The organism is Phytohabitans sp. LJ34 (genome assembly GCF_052068095.1).
Classification (GTDB): domain Bacteria; phylum Actinomycetota; class Actinomycetes; order Mycobacteriales; family Micromonosporaceae; genus Phytohabitans.
On the sequence record NZ_JBQHDG010000002.1, the window covers coordinates 376,069 to 391,233 of the forward strand.

A 15,165-nucleotide genomic window follows, 5' to 3' on the forward strand; every position below is an offset into this window, starting at 1 on the left:
GGTGTTTTTTATCCTGATTTGCGGCGGAGCCACACCGCGGCGTAGGGGCCGACGTGGACCTCGGCCGACTGGTCGTGGCCGTCCCGTGCCGGGCCGTCCGCCTCGACGCCGCCGAAGTTGCCCACGCCCGACCCGCCGTACACGTGCGCGTCGGTGTTGACGACCTCTTCCCAGCGGCCGCCCTCGGGCAGCCCGACCTGGTAGCCGACCCGCGGCACCCCAGAGAAGTTGACCACGCAGGCGAGCGTCTCGCCGTCGGCGTGGCGCAGGAAGGACACCATGTTCGAGGCCCGGTCGTCGTGGCGGATCCAGCCGAAACCGGCCGGATCGGTGTCCTTCGCCCACAGCGCCGGCGACTCCCGGTAGACCCGGTTGAGGTCGCGGAGCAGGCCGGGGGTGCCCTCACCGGTGAGGGACCAGTCGAGCCCGCGGGCCTCGCTCCACTCCCGCTCGTCGGCCAGCTCGCAGCCCATGAAGAGCAGCTGCTTGCCCGGGAACGCCCACATGTACGCCAGGAAGCCGCGCAGCCCGGCCAGCTTCTGCCACCGGTCGCCGGGCATCTTGCCGACCAGCGAACCCTTGCCGTGCACCACCTCGTCGTGGCTGATCGGCAGCAGGAACTGCTCGTCGAACGCGTACACGCTCGGCCAGGTCAGCTCGTCGTGGTGGTACGTGCGGTGCACCGGGTCGCGGCCGACGTAGCCGAGCGTGTCGTGCATCCAGCCCATGTTCCACTTCAGGCCGAAGCCCAGGCCGCCCCAGTCGACCGGCCGGGAAACCCCGGGGTACGCGGTCGACTCCTCGGCGATCATCACCACGCCGGGGTGGTTGCGGTAGACCGTGGCGTTGAGCTCCTTGAGCAGGTCGATGGCCTCCAGGTGCTCCCGCCCGCCGTACGCGTTGGGCTCCCACTGGCCGTGGCCGCGCGAGTAGTCCAGGTACAGCATCGAGGCGACCGCGTCGACCCGCAGGCCGTCGATGTGGAACTCCTCCAGCCAGTACAGCGCGTTGGCGACCAGGAAGTTGCGCACCTCCCACCGGCCGTAGTTGAACACCAGCGAGCCCCAGTCGGGGTGCTCGCCCCGCCGCGGGTCCGGGTGCTCGTACAGGCAGGTGCCATCGAAGCGGGCCAGAGCCCACTCGTCCTTCGGGAAGTGCGCCGGCACCCAGTCGAGCAGCACGCCGACGCCGGCCTGGTGCAGCCGGTCGACCAGGTAGCGGAACTCGTCCGGCGACCCGAACCGGGCCGTCGGCGCGTAGTAGCCGGTCACCTGGTAGCCCCACGAGCCGCCGTACGGGTGCTCGGCCACCGGGAGCAGCTCGACGTGTGTGAAGCCGAGGTCGGTCACGTACGCCACGAGCTGGTCGGCCAGCTCCACGTAGGACAGACCCGGGCGCCACGAGCCGAGGTGCACCTCGTACACGGACATCGGCCGGGCGTGGTGGTCGGTGCGGCGCCCGTCGACCCACGCGCCGTCGCCCCAGTCGTAGGCCGACTCCTCGATCACCGACGCGGTCAGCGGCGGCGCCTCGGTCGCCCGCGCGAGCGGGTCGGCCTTGTCGACCCAGCGGCCGTCGGCGCCGTGGACCTTGAACTTGTACCGGTGGCCGGCCGCCGCGCCGTCGACGTACCCGGACCAGACGCCGCTCGAACCGAGCCGCTCCAGTGGGACGCCCTCCCAGCCGGTGAAGTCGCCGGCGACCTGTACCTCCCGCGCGTTGGGGGCCCAGACCGCGAACCGCGTCCCGGCACCCCGCACGTGCGCGCCCAGCACCTCCCAGAGCCGCTCGTGCCGGCCCTGGCCGATGAGGAAAAGATCGAAGTCGCTGATCCGGGAGAGAGTACTCAGTGCCGTGGTCATGCCACCGCCAACAGGTTGCCCTCGCGGATGTTGATCGCCGGACGCCCCTGCGCCATGCGGGCCTCGGCCTGCGCGGCGTTGAACGCCGGCGCCTGCGCGATCGCCGAGGAGTAGACGGCCGCGGTGCGGGCCGCGATCGAGGCCCAGCCGTAGCGCTCGCTGACCATCGCGCGGGCGCGGTTGGCCATCGTGCGGGCCTGCTCGGCGTCGGCCAGCAGCGTGCCGACCGCGTCGGCGATCGCGTCCGGGTCCTTGGCCGGGAACGTCATGCCGTTGAACCCGGGCGTGACGAACTCCGCGAGGCCACCGGTCGAGGCCACGGCGAGGGGCGCACCCGCCGCCGCGCCCTCCAGCGCCACCATGCCGAACGGCTCGTAGATGCTCGGCACCGTGAACACGTCGGACGCGGCGATCAGCGCCGGCAGGTCGGTGCCGCCCAGGAACCCCGGGAACGTCACCGTCTGGCTCAGGCCGTGGCGGTGGATGTCCGCCTCCAGCTCCTGCTTGTAGGGGCCGTCGCCGGCGATCACCAGGCGCAGGCCCGGGTGCCGGTCGCGCAGCTTGGGCAGGCTGGCGATCAGATCCTGCACGCCCTTCTCGTACACCAGGCGGCCGGCGAAGGTGAGCAGCGGCCCGTCACCGGCGAACCGCCGGCGCGCGTTGGCGACCGCGTCGGCAGGAACCTGCCAGCGGTCGGTCTCGACCCCGTTGGCCACCACGTCGAGCCGCTCCATGGGCAGGTCGAACAGGCGGTTGACCTCCCACTTCATGTAGTCGGAGCAGACGACCACGCGGGTCGCCTCCTGGCCGAGCCACCACTCGACGGAGTGGATCGCCTTGTTCATCTCCTCGGGGAGCCAGCCCTGGTGCCGGCCGGCCTCGGTGGCGTGGATGGTCGCCACGAGCGGCAGGTCCAGGTGCTCCTTGAGGGTCATCGCGGTGTGCGTGACCAGCCAGTCGTGCGCGTGGATCACGTCGTACTCGCCGGACTCCGCGGCGCGCAGCGCGGCCCGGGTCAGCGTGTGGTTGAACGCCATCGTCCAGGCCAGCAGCGAGGGCGTGGCCAGCGGGAACACCGGTGGGTCCTCGGGTGCGCGGACGATCCGCACGCCCTCGGCGTACTCCTCGAGGGGAGCGCCGGGCGCGTGGCGGGTGACGACGGTGACCTCGTGGCCGGCGGCGGCCAGGGCGGTCGAGAGGTGGTGCACGTGCCGCCCGAGGCCACCCACCAGGACCGGCGGGTACTCCCAGGAGAGCATCAGGATCCGGCGGCGCCCGTCAGGAGCACTGCCGCTGCGGCTGGGGGTCTGCGGGAAGGTGTTGTTCCGGGCCTGCTGGGTGGGAACTGTCGGGGAGGGACGGTAGGCGCCGTCGGTGGGGTCGACCCGCAGGGTCACTCTCATCTCCTTCTACGTGAATCAGGCATGGGGGTACGCCAGCCGGCGCCTGTGGCGGCAGTGCGTTCGAAGCTTGTTTTGTGGCCGAGCGGCCACGTATAGGAAAAAGCATCCGTGTTACGCCCGCATTCCGAGGGCGTGTAAAGGTGAGCGACGACACCCCGGACGCCCTCTGATCAGCCATTGATGTGTCTCAGCCCACCCGCCCACGTCACACCGGGGCGGCGCCGCGTCACCGCACGGGCGAACCTGAGTGGATGCCCCGCCCTCCCCGGGCGCCCGGCCGCCTTGGCCGGCAAGATCTTCCTGGCTCGCGACGCCCTGCGGCACCGGCTGCTGACTCCCGCCGCCCTACGCGCCGGTGCGCGTGTGACGGGGGTCGCCCTTGATGTGTGCGGGACGGCATGACAGCATCACTTCGAATCAAACTGAACAGTTTGGTTTGAAGCGGGGCCCAGGTCAGGGCGCCGACGGGGGGCATGGGGGTGTCTCGTGGAGCTCGACTCGCGGCGAGCCCAGGCCAAGCGGGAGCAGATCCGCCAGGGTGCCCTCGCCGCGTTCCTCGAGTCGGGCGTCTCGGGCACGAGCATGGACCACGTCGCGGCCTGCGCCGGCGTGTCCAAGCAGACCTTGTACGTCTACTTCCGCAGCAAGGAAGACCTGCTCGTCGACGTGCTGGGCGGCATCGTCGCCTCGCTCGACGAGCGGGCACCACTGCTGGCCGACCGCACGGTCACCGACCGGGAGCACCTGCGCGACGTGCTCTCCGAGGTGGCCTGGGTGATGGTCAGCCACCTCATGAGCGACGACTACCTGGCCCTGTTCCGCATCTTCATCGCGGAGATGGCCACCACGCCAGGGCTGCTGACGATCTGGCGGGAGACCGTGCCGGCACGCTTCCTCGCGCGAGTGGAGGCCGTGCTGGACCGGGCCCGGGAGGCGGGTGTGATCCGCGACGTCGACCTCGACCTCGCCACCCGGCTCTTCATCGGCCCGATGATGACCTTCGTCTTTCTCGATGGGCTGGCCCGTCCGGGCGAGGTCCTCGTTCCGAATCGCAAGCGGCTCGACCAGGTGGTCGAGCTCTACCTGCGCGCCGTAACTTGACCCCCTCGGAGGCCGGCCGTCATGTCCTTTGACCTCGACCATTACAAACAGACAGCGAAAGCGGTGAGCGTCGACGACATCGACTTCGACGACTTCCGCGACAAGCCCCTCAGCGCCGAGGCCATCCGCGTCCTGCACTACATGACCGATGTCGAGACGCACACCGTCTGCTACCTGCGCGACCTGCTGGTCACCCCCTCCCACCAGAACCCTCGGATCACCGCGTTCCTCACGATGTGGAACTTCGAGGAGTACTGGCACGGCGACGTCATCGACAAGATCCTCGACGTGCACGCGGAGATCAACGGGCTGCCGCGGCACCGCGCGGTGCGGGTGGCGCAGGGCTTCAAGGGAAACGTGATCGCACCGATCACCCAGTGCCTCACCGCGGCCGTTCTCGGTGAGGACTTCATCGCCACGCACATGACGTGGGGCGCGGTCAACGAGTGGTCGGCACACGCCGCCTACGGCAGGTTGATCGAGCTTGAACAGCATGCGACGCTGACGAAGATTTTGCAGCGTATCCAGCAACAGGAGAGCCGACACTTGGCGTTCTACATGTCCGAGGCCCGCGAGCGACTGGCCAAGAGCCGGAAAGCGCAACGGATCACCCGGTTCGCGCTGCGCAAGTTCTGGGCCCCGGTCGGCTCCACGATCACGCCGAAGGCCGAGACGCGTTTCGTCCTCAACTACCTGCTCGGCGGCGAAGGGGGCAACAAGATGGTGAGGATGCTCGACCAGAAGGTCGACAAGCTTCCCGGCCAGGAAGGGCTGAGCCTCGTCTCGAAGGCCGTGCGCGCGTTCGGCGTCCGGGTCGCCACAGCGTGAGCGAGCGAGCTGGCGCGGCGGCGTCTGGACGGAGCCTCCCCGCCGACGAAGTCGGGGTTTCGGGGTGGCGGAGGAAGACGTCGCCTTCAGCGCCGCGCGAGCGAGCGAACCAGGAGACAGCGTGAGCGAGCACCTGCGGGGTCAGCACATCCTCCTGACCGGCGGCACCGGGTTCCTCGGTCAGGCGTTGCTGGAAAAGCTGCTGTCGAGCTACCCGGAGACGCGGGTAACGCTGCTGATCCGGCGGCGGGGCAGCTCGTCCGGCGCCGACCGGCTCAGGACGCTGCTCAAGCGGCCGGTCTTCGCCAGGTGGCGGGAGGCGGTCGGCGCGGAGGCGGCCGCGGCCATCGTCGCGGAGCGGGTCAGCGTCGTCGACGGCGAGCTGGGCAGCACCGACGTGACCCTGCCCGCCGACATCGACGCGGTGATCCACGCCGCCTCGACGGTCTCCTTCGACCCGCCGATCGACGACGCCTTCCGCACCAACGTGCAGGGCGTGATCGACCTCTACGAGGCGGTCAAGGCCGGCGGCGCCACCCCGCACGTCGTGCACGTCTCCACGGCGTACGTGGCCGGGGCGCGCAAGGGCGTCGTACCCGAGCGGTCGCTGGACCACGACGCCGACTGGCGGGTCGAGCTGCCGGCCGCATTCGCGGCCCGGGAGAGCGTGGAGTGGGACTCGCGGCGCCCCGCGGTGCTCAAGCGGGCGATCGCGGACGCCCGCAAAGACCACGGCAAGTCCGGGCCGCGGAGCACTGCGACCGCCGCCGAGGAGCGGCGGGTCGAGTGGGTGGAAAAGCAGCTCGTCGAGTACGGGCGGCTGCGCGCGCAGAGCGTCGGCTGGCCCGACGTGTACACGTTCACGAAGGCGCTCGGCGAGCGGGTGGCCGAGGAGACGCTGACCGGCGTGATGCCGCTGTCGGTGGTGCGGCCGGCGATCGTGGAGAGCTCGCTGCGCCACCCGTTCCCCGGCTGGATCGACGGCTTCAAGATGGCCGACCCGCTGATCCTCGCGTTCGGCCGGGGCATCCTGCCGGAGTTTCCCGGCCTGCCCGACGGCGCGCTCGACGTGATCCCGGTCGACATCGTGGTCAACGCGACCCTGGCGGTCGCCGCCGCTCCCCCGCCGGTGGACGAGCCGGCGTACTACCACGTGGGCTCCGGCGCCCGTAACCCGCTGACGTTCCGGGCGATGTACGACAGCGTGAAGGAGTACTTCACCGACCACCCGATGCCCGACGGCGGCCGCGGCCAGATCAAGGTGCCGGAGTGGACGTTCCCCGGCGCGCGGCGGGTCGAGCGGCAGCTGCGCACCGGCGAGCGGGTCCTGTCCGTGGCGCAGAAGGCGCTGCTGTCCGCCCCGGCCAACAGGCGCACCCGGCGGTGGCAGGACGACCTGACCCGGCAGCAGGACCAGCTCGACTTCCTGCGCAAGTACGCCGACTTGTACGGCGTCTACACCGAGGCCGAGGTCATCTACACCGACAACAAGCTGCTCGCCCTGCACCGGTCGCTGCCGGCCGAGCGGGTCGAGAAGCACGGCTTCGACGCCGCGGTCATCGACTGGCACCACTACCTACAGGAGGTGCACTACCCGGCGATCACCGCCACGATGCGCAAGGCGACCAGCGGGCGGCGCACCAGCAGCAACGCGCTGCCGCCGCTCAAGCGGTCGCCCAACGGCGGCGACGTGGTGGCGGTCTTCGACCTGGAGGGCACGCTCGTCGCGTCCAACGTGATCGAGACGTACCTGCTGGCCCGCCTCTGCGACCTGCCCCGCTCCGGCTGGCCGGGCGAGCTCGCCGACCTGGTCCGCAAGCTCCCCCGCTACCTGGCGGCCGAGCGGCGCGACCGGGGCGAGTTCCTGCGCACGTTCATGCGGCGGTACGCGGGCGCCGACGAGGCCGGCCTCGCCCGCATCGTGCACGACCGGCTCGGCGACGCGCTGCTGCGCCGCTCCCACCCGGAAGCGATCCGCCAGGTGCGCAAGCACCGCGCGGCCGGTCACCGCACGATCCTCATCACGGGTACCGTCGACGTCCTCGTCCAGCCGATCGCCGGCCTGTTCGACGAGGTGGTGGCCAGCCGGCTGCACATGCGCGACGGGCGCTACTCCGGCTTCCTGGAGGCGCCGCCCCTGGTCGGCGAGGCGCGCGCGGCCTGGCTGCGGCGCTACGCGGAGCACGCCGGCGCCGACCTGCCGGCCAGCTACGCGTACGGCGACAGCTACTCGGACCGGCCGCTGCTGGAGGCGGTGGGCAACCCGGTGGCGGTCAACCCCGACCCGCACCTGTACCGCCACGCCAAGTCCCGCCGCTGGGCGGTGGCGCAGTGGAAGGCGTACACCCTGGCGGCCGGCGACGCCTTCCTGGAGACGGTCCCGTGAACCTGAATCTCGAGTACCACCGCTCGCCGATCCGCTACATCACGGCGCGCACCGCCACCGGCACGATCGCCACCGGCCGCGCCGCCGGCTGGTGGGCGGCCAACATGTCGCCGGTGCGGCTGGTCAACCGGCCCGAGCCGCGCCTGCCCGGGCCGGGCTGGACCCGGGTCAAACCGCTGCTGTCCGGCATCTGCGGCTCCGACCTGGGCCTGCTGACCGGGCGCAACTCGCCGTACCTCAGCGCCATGATCTCGTTGCCCTTCACACCCGGGCACGAGGTGGTCGGCGAGACGCTGGACGCGCTGCCCGACCTGCCGAAGGGCAGCCGGGTGGTGCTCGACCCGGTGCTCGGCTGCCGGCCCCGCGCGGTGGAGATCTGCCCCGGCTGCGCGGCCGACCAGCACAGCCGCTGCGACCACATCACCTCCGGGCTGGTGTCGGCGGGGCTTCAGACCGGCTTCTGCGCGGACACCGGCGGCGGGTGGAGCCGCATGTTCGTGGCGCACGGCAGCCAGCTGCACAAGGTGCCCGACGAGCTCGACGACGAGCGAGCCGTGCTGGTCGAGCCGCTCGCCTGCGCGGTCCACTCGGTGCGCCGCGTCCCGATCCCGGACGGCGCGAGCGTGCTCGTCGTCGGCGCCGGCACGGTGGGGCTGTTCACCACGCTCGCGCTGCGCGAGTACACGAAGGCCGGCCCGATCTACGTGATCGCCCGGTACGGCCACCAGCGCGAGCGGGCCCGCGAGATGGGCGCCACCGAGGTGCTCTCGTCCGACCGCGCGGCGCGGGCGCTGCGGCGCGCCACCGGCGGCTTCCTGGCCCGGCCCGAGCAGGGGGCGGAGTTCCTGCTGGGCGGCACCGACATCGCGTTCGACTGCACGTCGGGCTCCGGCCTGGACACCGCGCTGCGGGTGGTCCGGGCCGGCGGTACCGTGCTGTTGTCGGGCATGCCCAACTCCAGCGTCGACCTCACGCCGGCCTGGTTCCGTGAGCTCAACATCGTCGGGGCGTACGCCTCGGGCGGCAACGACTTCCCGGACGCGATGGCGCTCGCGAGGTCCGCGCCGCTGACCGGCTACGTCGACGCCGTCTACCCGCTGTCCCGGTGGCGGGACGCGATCGGCCACGCCAGCTCCTCGGGGCGGCTGGGCACGATCAAAGTGGCGTTCGACCCGACCAAGGACCAATAGGGGGACCCTGATAATGAGTAGGCCCGGATTCGTCCTCGAAGTGGACGAACGCACGCCCGCGTTGCTGATGCACGAGGGCGAGGGGTTCCGCCTGGAGAAGCTGCCGCTGGGCAGCCGGGTCATCTACCCGCCGGAGTCGCTGCCCGGGCTGCGCGACGTCGACGGCGAGATCCGCCGCGCGCTGGACAACCCGCTCGGCCGCGAGCCGCTGCGCGAGCTGCTCTACGCGGGCATGAAGCTGACGATCGTCTTCGACGACCTGTCGATCCCGCTGCCGCCGATGCGCACGCCGGACATCCGCCAGCGGGTGATCGAGCACGTGCTGGAGATGGCCGCGGCCAAGGGCGTCGACGACGTCGAGCTGATCGCCGGCAACGCGCTGCACCGCCGGATGACGCCGGCCGAGCTCAAGCGCACGGTCGGCGAGCGGGTCTACCGCTCCTTTTTCCCCCGCCACCTGCGCAACCACGACGCGGAGGACAGGGCCAACCTCACCGAGATCGGCCAGACCAAGCACGGCGAGGTCGTCGAGATCAACCGCCGCGCGGCGGAGAGCGACCTCATCGTGTACGTCAACGTGTCGCTGACCGCGATGAGCGGCGGCCCGAAGTCGGTGTCGGTGGGGCTCGCCTCGTACCGCAGCCTCAAGCACCACCACAACGTGCACACGCTGCGGCACTCGCGCTCGTTCAACGACCCGGCCAACTCGGCCATGCACCACTCGTACGACCGCATGGCCGGCCTGCTCGGCGACAGCCTCAACATCTTCCAGATCGAGACGACGGTCAACAACGACACGTTTCCCGACTACGTCAGCTTCCTCAACAAGCGCGAGTGGGAGTGGACGCTCAAGGACCAGGCGGCCTACCTGGCGTTCAAGCGGGCCAACGACCTCGCCCCGCCCAAGCGGCGCCGGCAGATCTGGCACAAGACCGCCTCGCCGTACGGCATCACGTCGGTCACCGCGGGCGATCCGATCCAGGTGCACGAGGTCACCATGCGCAACGTCCTGCGGCAGCAGCTGACCGAAGTGGACGGTCCGGCCGACATCGGCATCTGGGGCCTGCCGTACATCTGCCCGTACAACGTCAACTCGATCATGAACCCGATCCTGGTGATGTCGCTCGGGCTCGGCTACTTCTTCAACCTGTACCGCAACCAGCCGATCGTCCGCCCCGGCGGCGTGGCCATCTACTACCACCCGGTGCGCAACGAGTTCCACCCGGTGCACCACCCCAGCTACATCGACTTCTTCGAAGAGGTGCTCGCCGAAACCACCGACCCGGTGGCCATCGAGACGAAGTTCGAGGAGCAGTTCGCCACCGACCCGTGGTACACCCACCTGTACCGCAACAGCTACGCGTACCACGGCGTGCACCCGCTCTACATGTGGTACTGGGGCGCGCACGCGATGGAGCACCTCGGCGACGTCATCTTCGTCGGCGGCGACCGGAAGACCACGGCGCGCATGGGCTTCCGCTCGGCCTCCACTTTGGACGACGCGCTGGAGATGGCGCGCGAGCGGGTCGGCGGTTCACCGACCATCAACTACCTGCACGCCCCGCCGCTGACGATGGCGGACGTACGGTGAAGGGGTTCTCTTCGTGGGCCTGATGAAGGAGATCCGCACCCTCACCGGGGGGCGTGACTGGCGCGGGCGTTCGCGCACACCTCGTTCGGCGGTCGCGCACGAGCCGCCGGAGCCGCCCCGCGAGTTCCCCACCGGGTGGGCGCGGACGCCGGTGGCGCAGTCCGCGCGGCGGGCGCTCCAGCGCGGCGTGCTCACGCCGCTGACGTGGAGCCAGACCCGCCCTGAGGTACAGGGGCGCGACCGGCTGGCCGGGCTGAAGGGCCCGGTGGTGTTCGTCGCCAACCACAGCAGCCACCTCGACACCCCGCTGATCCTCGGCTCGCTCCCCCGCCACCTGGGCGAGCGCGTCGCGGTCGGCGCGGCGGCCGACTACTTCTTCGACGCCCGCGTGCGCGCGGTCGTGACGGCGCTGGTGTTCAACGCGTTCCCGGTCGAGCGGCACCGCTCGCGCCGGCTGCGCAGTCTCGCGCCGATGCTGCTGGCCCGCGGCTGGAGCCTGCTGCTCTTCCCGGAGGGCACCCGCAGCGAAGACGGCTGGATGTCCCCGCTGCGGCTGGGCGCCGCCCACCTGTGCGTGACGCAGGGCGTGCCGATGGTGCCGATCGGCCTGCGCGGCACGTACGCCGCCATGCCCCGCGGCCGCAACTGGCCGATCCCCGGCCGGGCCCGCGTGGTCGTCCGCTACGGCACGCCGCTGCACCCGCAGGCCGGCGAGGGCGCCCGCGCGTTCAACGCCCGCATGGCCGACTCGATCGCCCAGCTGTGGGCCGAGGAGGAGCTGGGCTGGTACGGCTCGCTGCGCGCCCAGGCCAAGGGCGAGCTGGCGCTGCCCAGCGGCCAGCAGTTTCCGGCCGGCTCGTGGCGGCGCACCTGGGAGTCGACCCGCCCGCTGGGCGCCAAGGCCCCGAAACCCGCCTGGGACGACTAGCGCGCCAGGATCTGGGCGATCCGCTCCGCGTGCGGGGTGCGCAGGCGTACCTCCACGCGGCCGGACTTGGCGGGGTTGGTCGTCCCGGCGTCGTACGCGAAGCACACCCGGTCCGGCCGCTCGGCCGCCACCTCGATGGTCGCCCGGACCGGGTGGTCGAGCGGCACGTCGATGTGCTTGAAGTGGCCGGCCCACACCAGCAGGCGGTTGGCGGTGACGGCGACCGCGCCGGCCGCGGCGTCCTTGCGCCAGTTCGACCGCCGGCCCGGCGCCCGGTAGTTCCGGTAGGTGACCGAGCCGCTCAGCCCCTCCTCCAGCAGGATGACGTCGGTGCGGGCGAGCTCGGCCCGCAGCTGCTCGGGCAGCCGGCCCGACCCGACGAACATGCGCAGGAACCGGTTCACAGCACGGACGCTAGCGCCGTCACGCAAGCGTCAGCGTGAGCGTGGCCGTGTACACCCGCGCCGCCGAGGGCACCCAGCCCAGCTGGGCGCCCGGGGAAAGTGCGCGGTGCGGCGCGTGAACTTCGGGGTCGGTTCAACCGCGGTGGCCGGTGGGCCGCAGGTAGCGGTCGAGGCTCCAGTCGGCGACCTCCTGACCCATCCGGACGCCACGCGTGTCCGCGCCGCGGAAGTGGATGCCCAGCCACACCCGCGCGTCGATCACGTCACCGTTGAGGCCGCGCTCCGAGTCGTAGTGGCGGGTGACGCCCGGCACCGCGGTCGAGGTGAGGTCGAGGCGCAGGTGCCGGCTACCCGTCGCCTCGGCCAAGGCCCGGCTGAACGCCCCGGTGACGCCCGAGTAGCCGCTCACGTACTCCGGGTACGGCGGTGTCACCAGCAGCGGCGTCCAGGCCGGGTCGGCGGTCGTCGCGGGGTTGCCGTCGGTGTCGGCGAGCGCGATCGCGGTGATCGGCCGCCAGAAGCCGTAGCGGAACTTCGAGTGCCACACCGAGATGACCGCGTCCGCGATGCTCATGTCGACGGCCGCGAACAGCCGCGCGGTGTCCGCGATGTCGGTGCCGCGCAGCGCCGCCTGGCTGCGCACGGCCGCGTTGTACTGGACGAACGCGTTGCCGGAGAAGAACAGCGCGGTGGCCGTCTGCGCCGCGGTCCGCACCGTCGAGCCGGCCGAGCCGGTCGCCTTCACCTCCTCGAACTCGCGCGCGTAGCGGGCCGAGGTCAGCGCCGGCGGCGGCCCGGGCGTGCCGAACTGCGCTCCACTGTGGACCATCAGCGGCCGCACACCGCCCATCCACGGGACCGCGAACGGCAGCATCCCCGGCGGCGTCGGGCGCCAGACACCGGGCGCCGGCGCGCGGGTGAACGTCACCGGCGCGTTGCGCCCGTCGCCGACCCGCTGCGCGATCAGCACGTCCGCGGCCAGCTCGCCGAACGCCACGCCGCGGCGCTCCGCCCGGCCGTCGGGAACCCGGGCGAGCGAGTCGGCGTACGCCGCGTCGAGCGCCGCCCGCGCGGACGGCGAGTACGTCACAAGGACCTTGTGCGCGGCCGCGACCGCCGCCGCCTGCGACGAGGCGTGGCGCGGCGCGCGGGCGTGGAAGCGGTAGGGCTCGTACCGCCCCTCTATGCCGACGACGGCGTTGTAGACGGCCGCGTGTACGAACCCCAGATAGAGCCCGGTCTCCAGTGGCGACTTGGTGGTATCCCCCGCGAGTGTGGTGACGGCGATCGCGTTCCACTCCGCGACGACGCCCGGATCGGCGGCGACGTGCGACGACGCCGCGGCGGGCGCCGCCGGCACGAGCGACAGGAAGAACAGGCAGATCGCGCTGGTTACGGTACGCATGTCGAGCCCCCCTTTGCGGGCCCGAATCTTCTCCGGTACCCGGGGCGCGTCTACCCGACTGTCCAAGACTCGACTCGACGACATCCGCTCCGTTGCGGACTTTGACCGATCGCGCTGCGTCGCCGCGTGGACGCGTCTACGGTGAAGCCACGCGACACGCGTGAGGAGGACGGATGTCAGACCACGTCTACCGCGTCACCGAGATCGTCGGCTCGTCACCCGACTCGATCGACCAGGCCGTGCGCAACGCCATCGGCCGGGCGAAGCAGACCCTGCGCCACCTCGACTGGTTCGAGGTCACCGAGATACGCGGTCACATCGAGGCGGACGAGATCGGTCATTTCCAGGTCACGCTGAAGGTCGGCTTCCGGCTCGACGACGGCGGCTAGCTGGAGCTTCCCGGCCAATGGCCGGCGATTGGCCATGGATCGGGGTTCGCCCGGGTGCGTAGCGTGCGGGCATGGTGGTCATCGCGCACGTCAGTGACACCCACATCGACTCCGGCGAGCGGAGCGTCGAGCGCACCCGGCGGGTCGTGCGCTACCTCGCCGGCCTGGTGCGGCGACCGGACGTGGTCCTGGTGACCGGTGACGTCGCCGACCACGGCGCCGAGTCGGAGTACGAACGGGTGCGCGGCCTGGTCGACCTGCCGTCGCCGGTGCTCTTCTGCCCCGGCAACCACGACGTGCGCGAAGCGTTCCGCAAGGTGCTGCTCGGCGACGAGCCGGACGGTTCGCCGGTCAACCGGGCGCACCGGGTCGGCGGCGCCCTGTTCGCGATGTGCGACTCGAGCATCCCGGGCCGCGACGACGGGCTGCTGGCCGACGAGACGCTCGACTGGCTGGAGGCGGAGCTGTCCGCGGCGGCCGACCTGCCGGCGTTCGTCTGCTTCCACCATCCCCCGCTCGTGCTCGGCACGCCGTACGTCGACGGGATCCGCCAGTTCTCCGAGGACCGGCTGGCCCGCCTGGTGGCGCGCCACCCGCAGGTCGTGGCGCTGCTGTGCGGTCACGCGCACACGGCCGCGGCCACGACGTTCGCCGGCCGGCCGCTGCTCGTCGCGCCGGGTGTGGTCTCGACCTCGACGCTGCCGTTCGAGAGCGACGCGATCGTCGACCTGGGCCAGCCGCCGATGCTCGCGTTCCACGTCCTGCACGAAGACCGCCGGCTGACCACGCACTACCGGGTCGCGCCCTGACCCGCGGCCGGCCGCGGCGTCAGCCTTGGCGGCCTGGTACCGAAGCGGCGGCGAGCAGTTCGGAGACGGTGACCGGCTTCAGGCCGCGGCGCCGGAGGCCGACGATGATGGCGTCCAGCTGGCTCAGCGCGACCAGCCGCTTGGCCTTGCCCACGTCGTGGGCGAGCACGATCGAGCCCGGCCCGACGTTGTCGACGATGTCGCGGGCCTGTGCCGGCGGGTCGGCCTTGTACCTGTCCTCGTGCATCTGGTGCGACCACATCACCACGTCGTAGCCGAACTCCTCGGCGATGACCAGCGTGCTGCCGCCCAGGTGTCCCCAGGGCGGGCGCATGAGCGTGGTGGTCTCGCCGGTCACCCGCTTGATCGCGACGTGGGTGCGCAGGATCTGGTCGCGCACCTGCTCCTCGTCGAGCCGGGCCAGGTCGTGGTGTGCCCAGGTGTGGTTGCCGAGCTCGTGGCGGGCGATGCGTTTGCGCACAAGCTTTTCGTGCCGGGTGAGCCGCTCGCCGACCACGAAGAACGTCGCGCGGGCCTGGTGCCGGTCGAGCGTGTCGAGGACCATCGGCGTCCAGCGCGGCCCGGGGCCGTCGTCGAAGGTGAGCGCCACGAGTGGCTGGTCGGTCTCCACCCGCCACCGCACCTCGGTCGCGCCCCGCCGCTGGACCGCGTGGCCCTGCTGGCGCGGGTCGCGCGCGCTCGCCACACCTCCGGGCGCGTAGCCGCCGCTCAGCGGAAGGCGGTCGGGACCGACCTCGTCGGACAGCCGGTCGACCGACAGGCCGGCGGCCACTCCGCCCGCGAAGGTCAAACCACGGCGCAGTAAAGCACGGCGGTCCTCGCCCATGTTCTCCCCCGTTTGTGATTTT

General features: G+C 71.6%; 13 protein-coding genes. 8 read left to right on the forward strand and 5 right to left on the reverse strand.

All coding sequences use genetic code 11. The features are described 5' to 3' along the window. Positions 1-8: 8 nt before the first annotated feature. Positions 9-1,862 (reverse strand): 1,4-alpha-glucan branching protein GlgB, encoded by a 1,854-nt coding sequence (glgB, locus tag ACTMTJ_RS04715; RefSeq protein ID WP_441214806.1) that lies wholly within the window; start codon positions 1,860-1,862, stop codon positions 9-11. Further along, positions 1,859-3,121 carry a glycosyltransferase family 4 protein gene (locus ACTMTJ_RS04720; RefSeq protein ID WP_441214956.1) on the reverse strand — a complete coding sequence of 421 codons (1,263 nt, stop codon included), beginning with the start codon at positions 3,119-3,121 and terminating at the stop codon, positions 1,859-1,861. Before ACTMTJ_RS04720 ends, glgB begins: the two co-directional genes overlap by 4 nt. Positions 3,122-3,751: 630 nt before the next feature. Between ACTMTJ_RS04720 and ACTMTJ_RS04725 the strand changes: the two genes are divergently transcribed. The 6 genes from ACTMTJ_RS04725 to ACTMTJ_RS04750 all read left to right on the forward strand — a co-directional run bounded on the left by ACTMTJ_RS04725 (position 3,752) and on the right by ACTMTJ_RS04750 (position 11,289). Then, the gene (locus tag ACTMTJ_RS04725) at positions 3,752-4,366 is read left to right on the forward strand and encodes a TetR/AcrR family transcriptional regulator (RefSeq protein ID WP_441214807.1); all 615 of its coding nucleotides are present in this window, start codon (positions 3,752-3,754) and stop codon (positions 4,364-4,366) included. A gap of 63 nt (positions 4,367-4,429) precedes the next feature. Beyond that, a complete protein-coding gene (locus ACTMTJ_RS04730) occupies positions 4,430-5,194 on the forward strand; it encodes a hypothetical protein (protein WP_441214808.1) in 765 nt (254 codons plus the stop codon). Positions 5,195-5,315: 121 nt separating this feature from the next. Further along, a complete protein-coding gene (locus ACTMTJ_RS04735) occupies positions 5,316-7,580 on the forward strand; it encodes an HAD-IB family hydrolase (protein ID WP_441214809.1) in 2,265 nt (754 codons plus the stop codon). Then, complete coding sequence (locus ACTMTJ_RS04740) at positions 7,577-8,770, forward strand: zinc-dependent alcohol dehydrogenase (protein ID WP_441214810.1); 1,194 nt, start codon at positions 7,577-7,579, stop codon at positions 8,768-8,770. The genes ACTMTJ_RS04735 and ACTMTJ_RS04740 overlap by 4 nt, the downstream gene beginning before the upstream one ends. Before the next feature lie 13 nt (positions 8,771-8,783). Continuing rightward, positions 8,784-10,361: a lactate racemase domain-containing protein gene (locus ACTMTJ_RS04745; protein ID WP_441214811.1), complete on the forward strand. Its 1,578-nt coding sequence runs from the start codon at positions 8,784-8,786 to the stop codon at positions 10,359-10,361. A gap of 22 nt (positions 10,362-10,383) precedes the next feature. Next, complete coding sequence (locus tag ACTMTJ_RS04750; protein ID WP_441214957.1) at positions 10,384-11,289, forward strand: lysophospholipid acyltransferase family protein; 906 nt, start codon at positions 10,384-10,386, stop codon at positions 11,287-11,289. Here ACTMTJ_RS04750 and ACTMTJ_RS04755 read toward each other — a convergent pair. Both ACTMTJ_RS04755 and ACTMTJ_RS04760 read right to left on the reverse strand, forming a co-directional pair. Continuing rightward, complete coding sequence (locus tag ACTMTJ_RS04755) at positions 11,286-11,693, reverse strand: hypothetical protein (protein ID WP_441214812.1); 408 nt, start codon at positions 11,691-11,693, stop codon at positions 11,286-11,288. The two genes, ACTMTJ_RS04750 and ACTMTJ_RS04755, sit on opposite strands and share 4 nt — an antisense overlap. 133 nt (positions 11,694-11,826) lie before the next feature. Continuing rightward, entirely contained in the window at positions 11,827-13,098 is a 1,272-nt protein-coding gene (locus ACTMTJ_RS04760) for a vanadium-dependent haloperoxidase (protein WP_441214813.1), read from the reverse strand. A gap of 173 nt (positions 13,099-13,271) precedes the next feature. Here ACTMTJ_RS04760 and ACTMTJ_RS04765 point away from each other — a divergent pair, with 173 nt between their 5' ends. Together ACTMTJ_RS04765 and ACTMTJ_RS04770 are read left to right on the forward strand one after the other, a co-directional pair. Then, positions 13,272-13,487: a dodecin gene (locus ACTMTJ_RS04765; RefSeq protein ID WP_441214814.1), complete on the forward strand. Its 216-nt coding sequence runs from the start codon at positions 13,272-13,274 to the stop codon at positions 13,485-13,487. Between the two features lie 71 nt (positions 13,488-13,558). Further along, positions 13,559-14,296 (forward strand): metallophosphoesterase, encoded by a 738-nt coding sequence (locus ACTMTJ_RS04770; RefSeq protein WP_441214815.1) that lies wholly within the window; start codon positions 13,559-13,561, stop codon positions 14,294-14,296. A 19-nt stretch (positions 14,297-14,315) separates the two neighbouring features. Here ACTMTJ_RS04770 and ACTMTJ_RS04775 read toward each other — a convergent pair whose 3' ends face one another. Beyond that, on the reverse strand, positions 14,316-15,143 hold the full coding sequence (locus ACTMTJ_RS04775) for a polysaccharide deacetylase family protein (protein ID WP_441214816.1): 828 nt from the start codon (positions 15,141-15,143) through the stop codon (positions 14,316-14,318). Positions 15,144-15,165: the final 22 nt, after the last annotated feature.

Excerpts from the sequence above, each read along its gene's own strand:
- ACTMTJ_RS04775 (WP_441214816.1), bottom strand. The coding sequence starts at position 15,143 with ATGGGCGAGGACCGCCGTGCTTTACTGCGCCGTGGTTTGACCTTCGCG.
- ACTMTJ_RS04745 (WP_441214811.1), top strand. The coding sequence starts at position 8,784 with ATGAGTAGGCCCGGATTCGTCCTCGAAGTGGACGAACGCACGCCCGCG.
- ACTMTJ_RS04720 (WP_441214956.1), bottom strand. The coding sequence starts at position 3,121 with ATGCTCTCCTGGGAGTACCCGCCGGTCCTGGTGGGTGGCCTCGGGCGG.
- ACTMTJ_RS04750 (WP_441214957.1), top strand. The coding sequence starts at position 10,384 with ATGAAGGAGATCCGCACCCTCACCGGGGGGCGTGACTGGCGCGGGCGT.
- glgB (WP_441214806.1), bottom strand. The coding sequence starts at position 1,862 with ATGACCACGGCACTGAGTACTCTCTCCCGGATCAGCGACTTCGATCTT.
- ACTMTJ_RS04760 (WP_441214813.1), bottom strand. The coding sequence starts at position 13,098 with ATGCGTACCGTAACCAGCGCGATCTGCCTGTTCTTCCTGTCGCTCGTG.
- ACTMTJ_RS04765 (WP_441214814.1), top strand. The coding sequence starts at position 13,272 with ATGTCAGACCACGTCTACCGCGTCACCGAGATCGTCGGCTCGTCACCC.
- ACTMTJ_RS04770 (WP_441214815.1), top strand. The coding sequence starts at position 13,559 with ATGGTGGTCATCGCGCACGTCAGTGACACCCACATCGACTCCGGCGAG.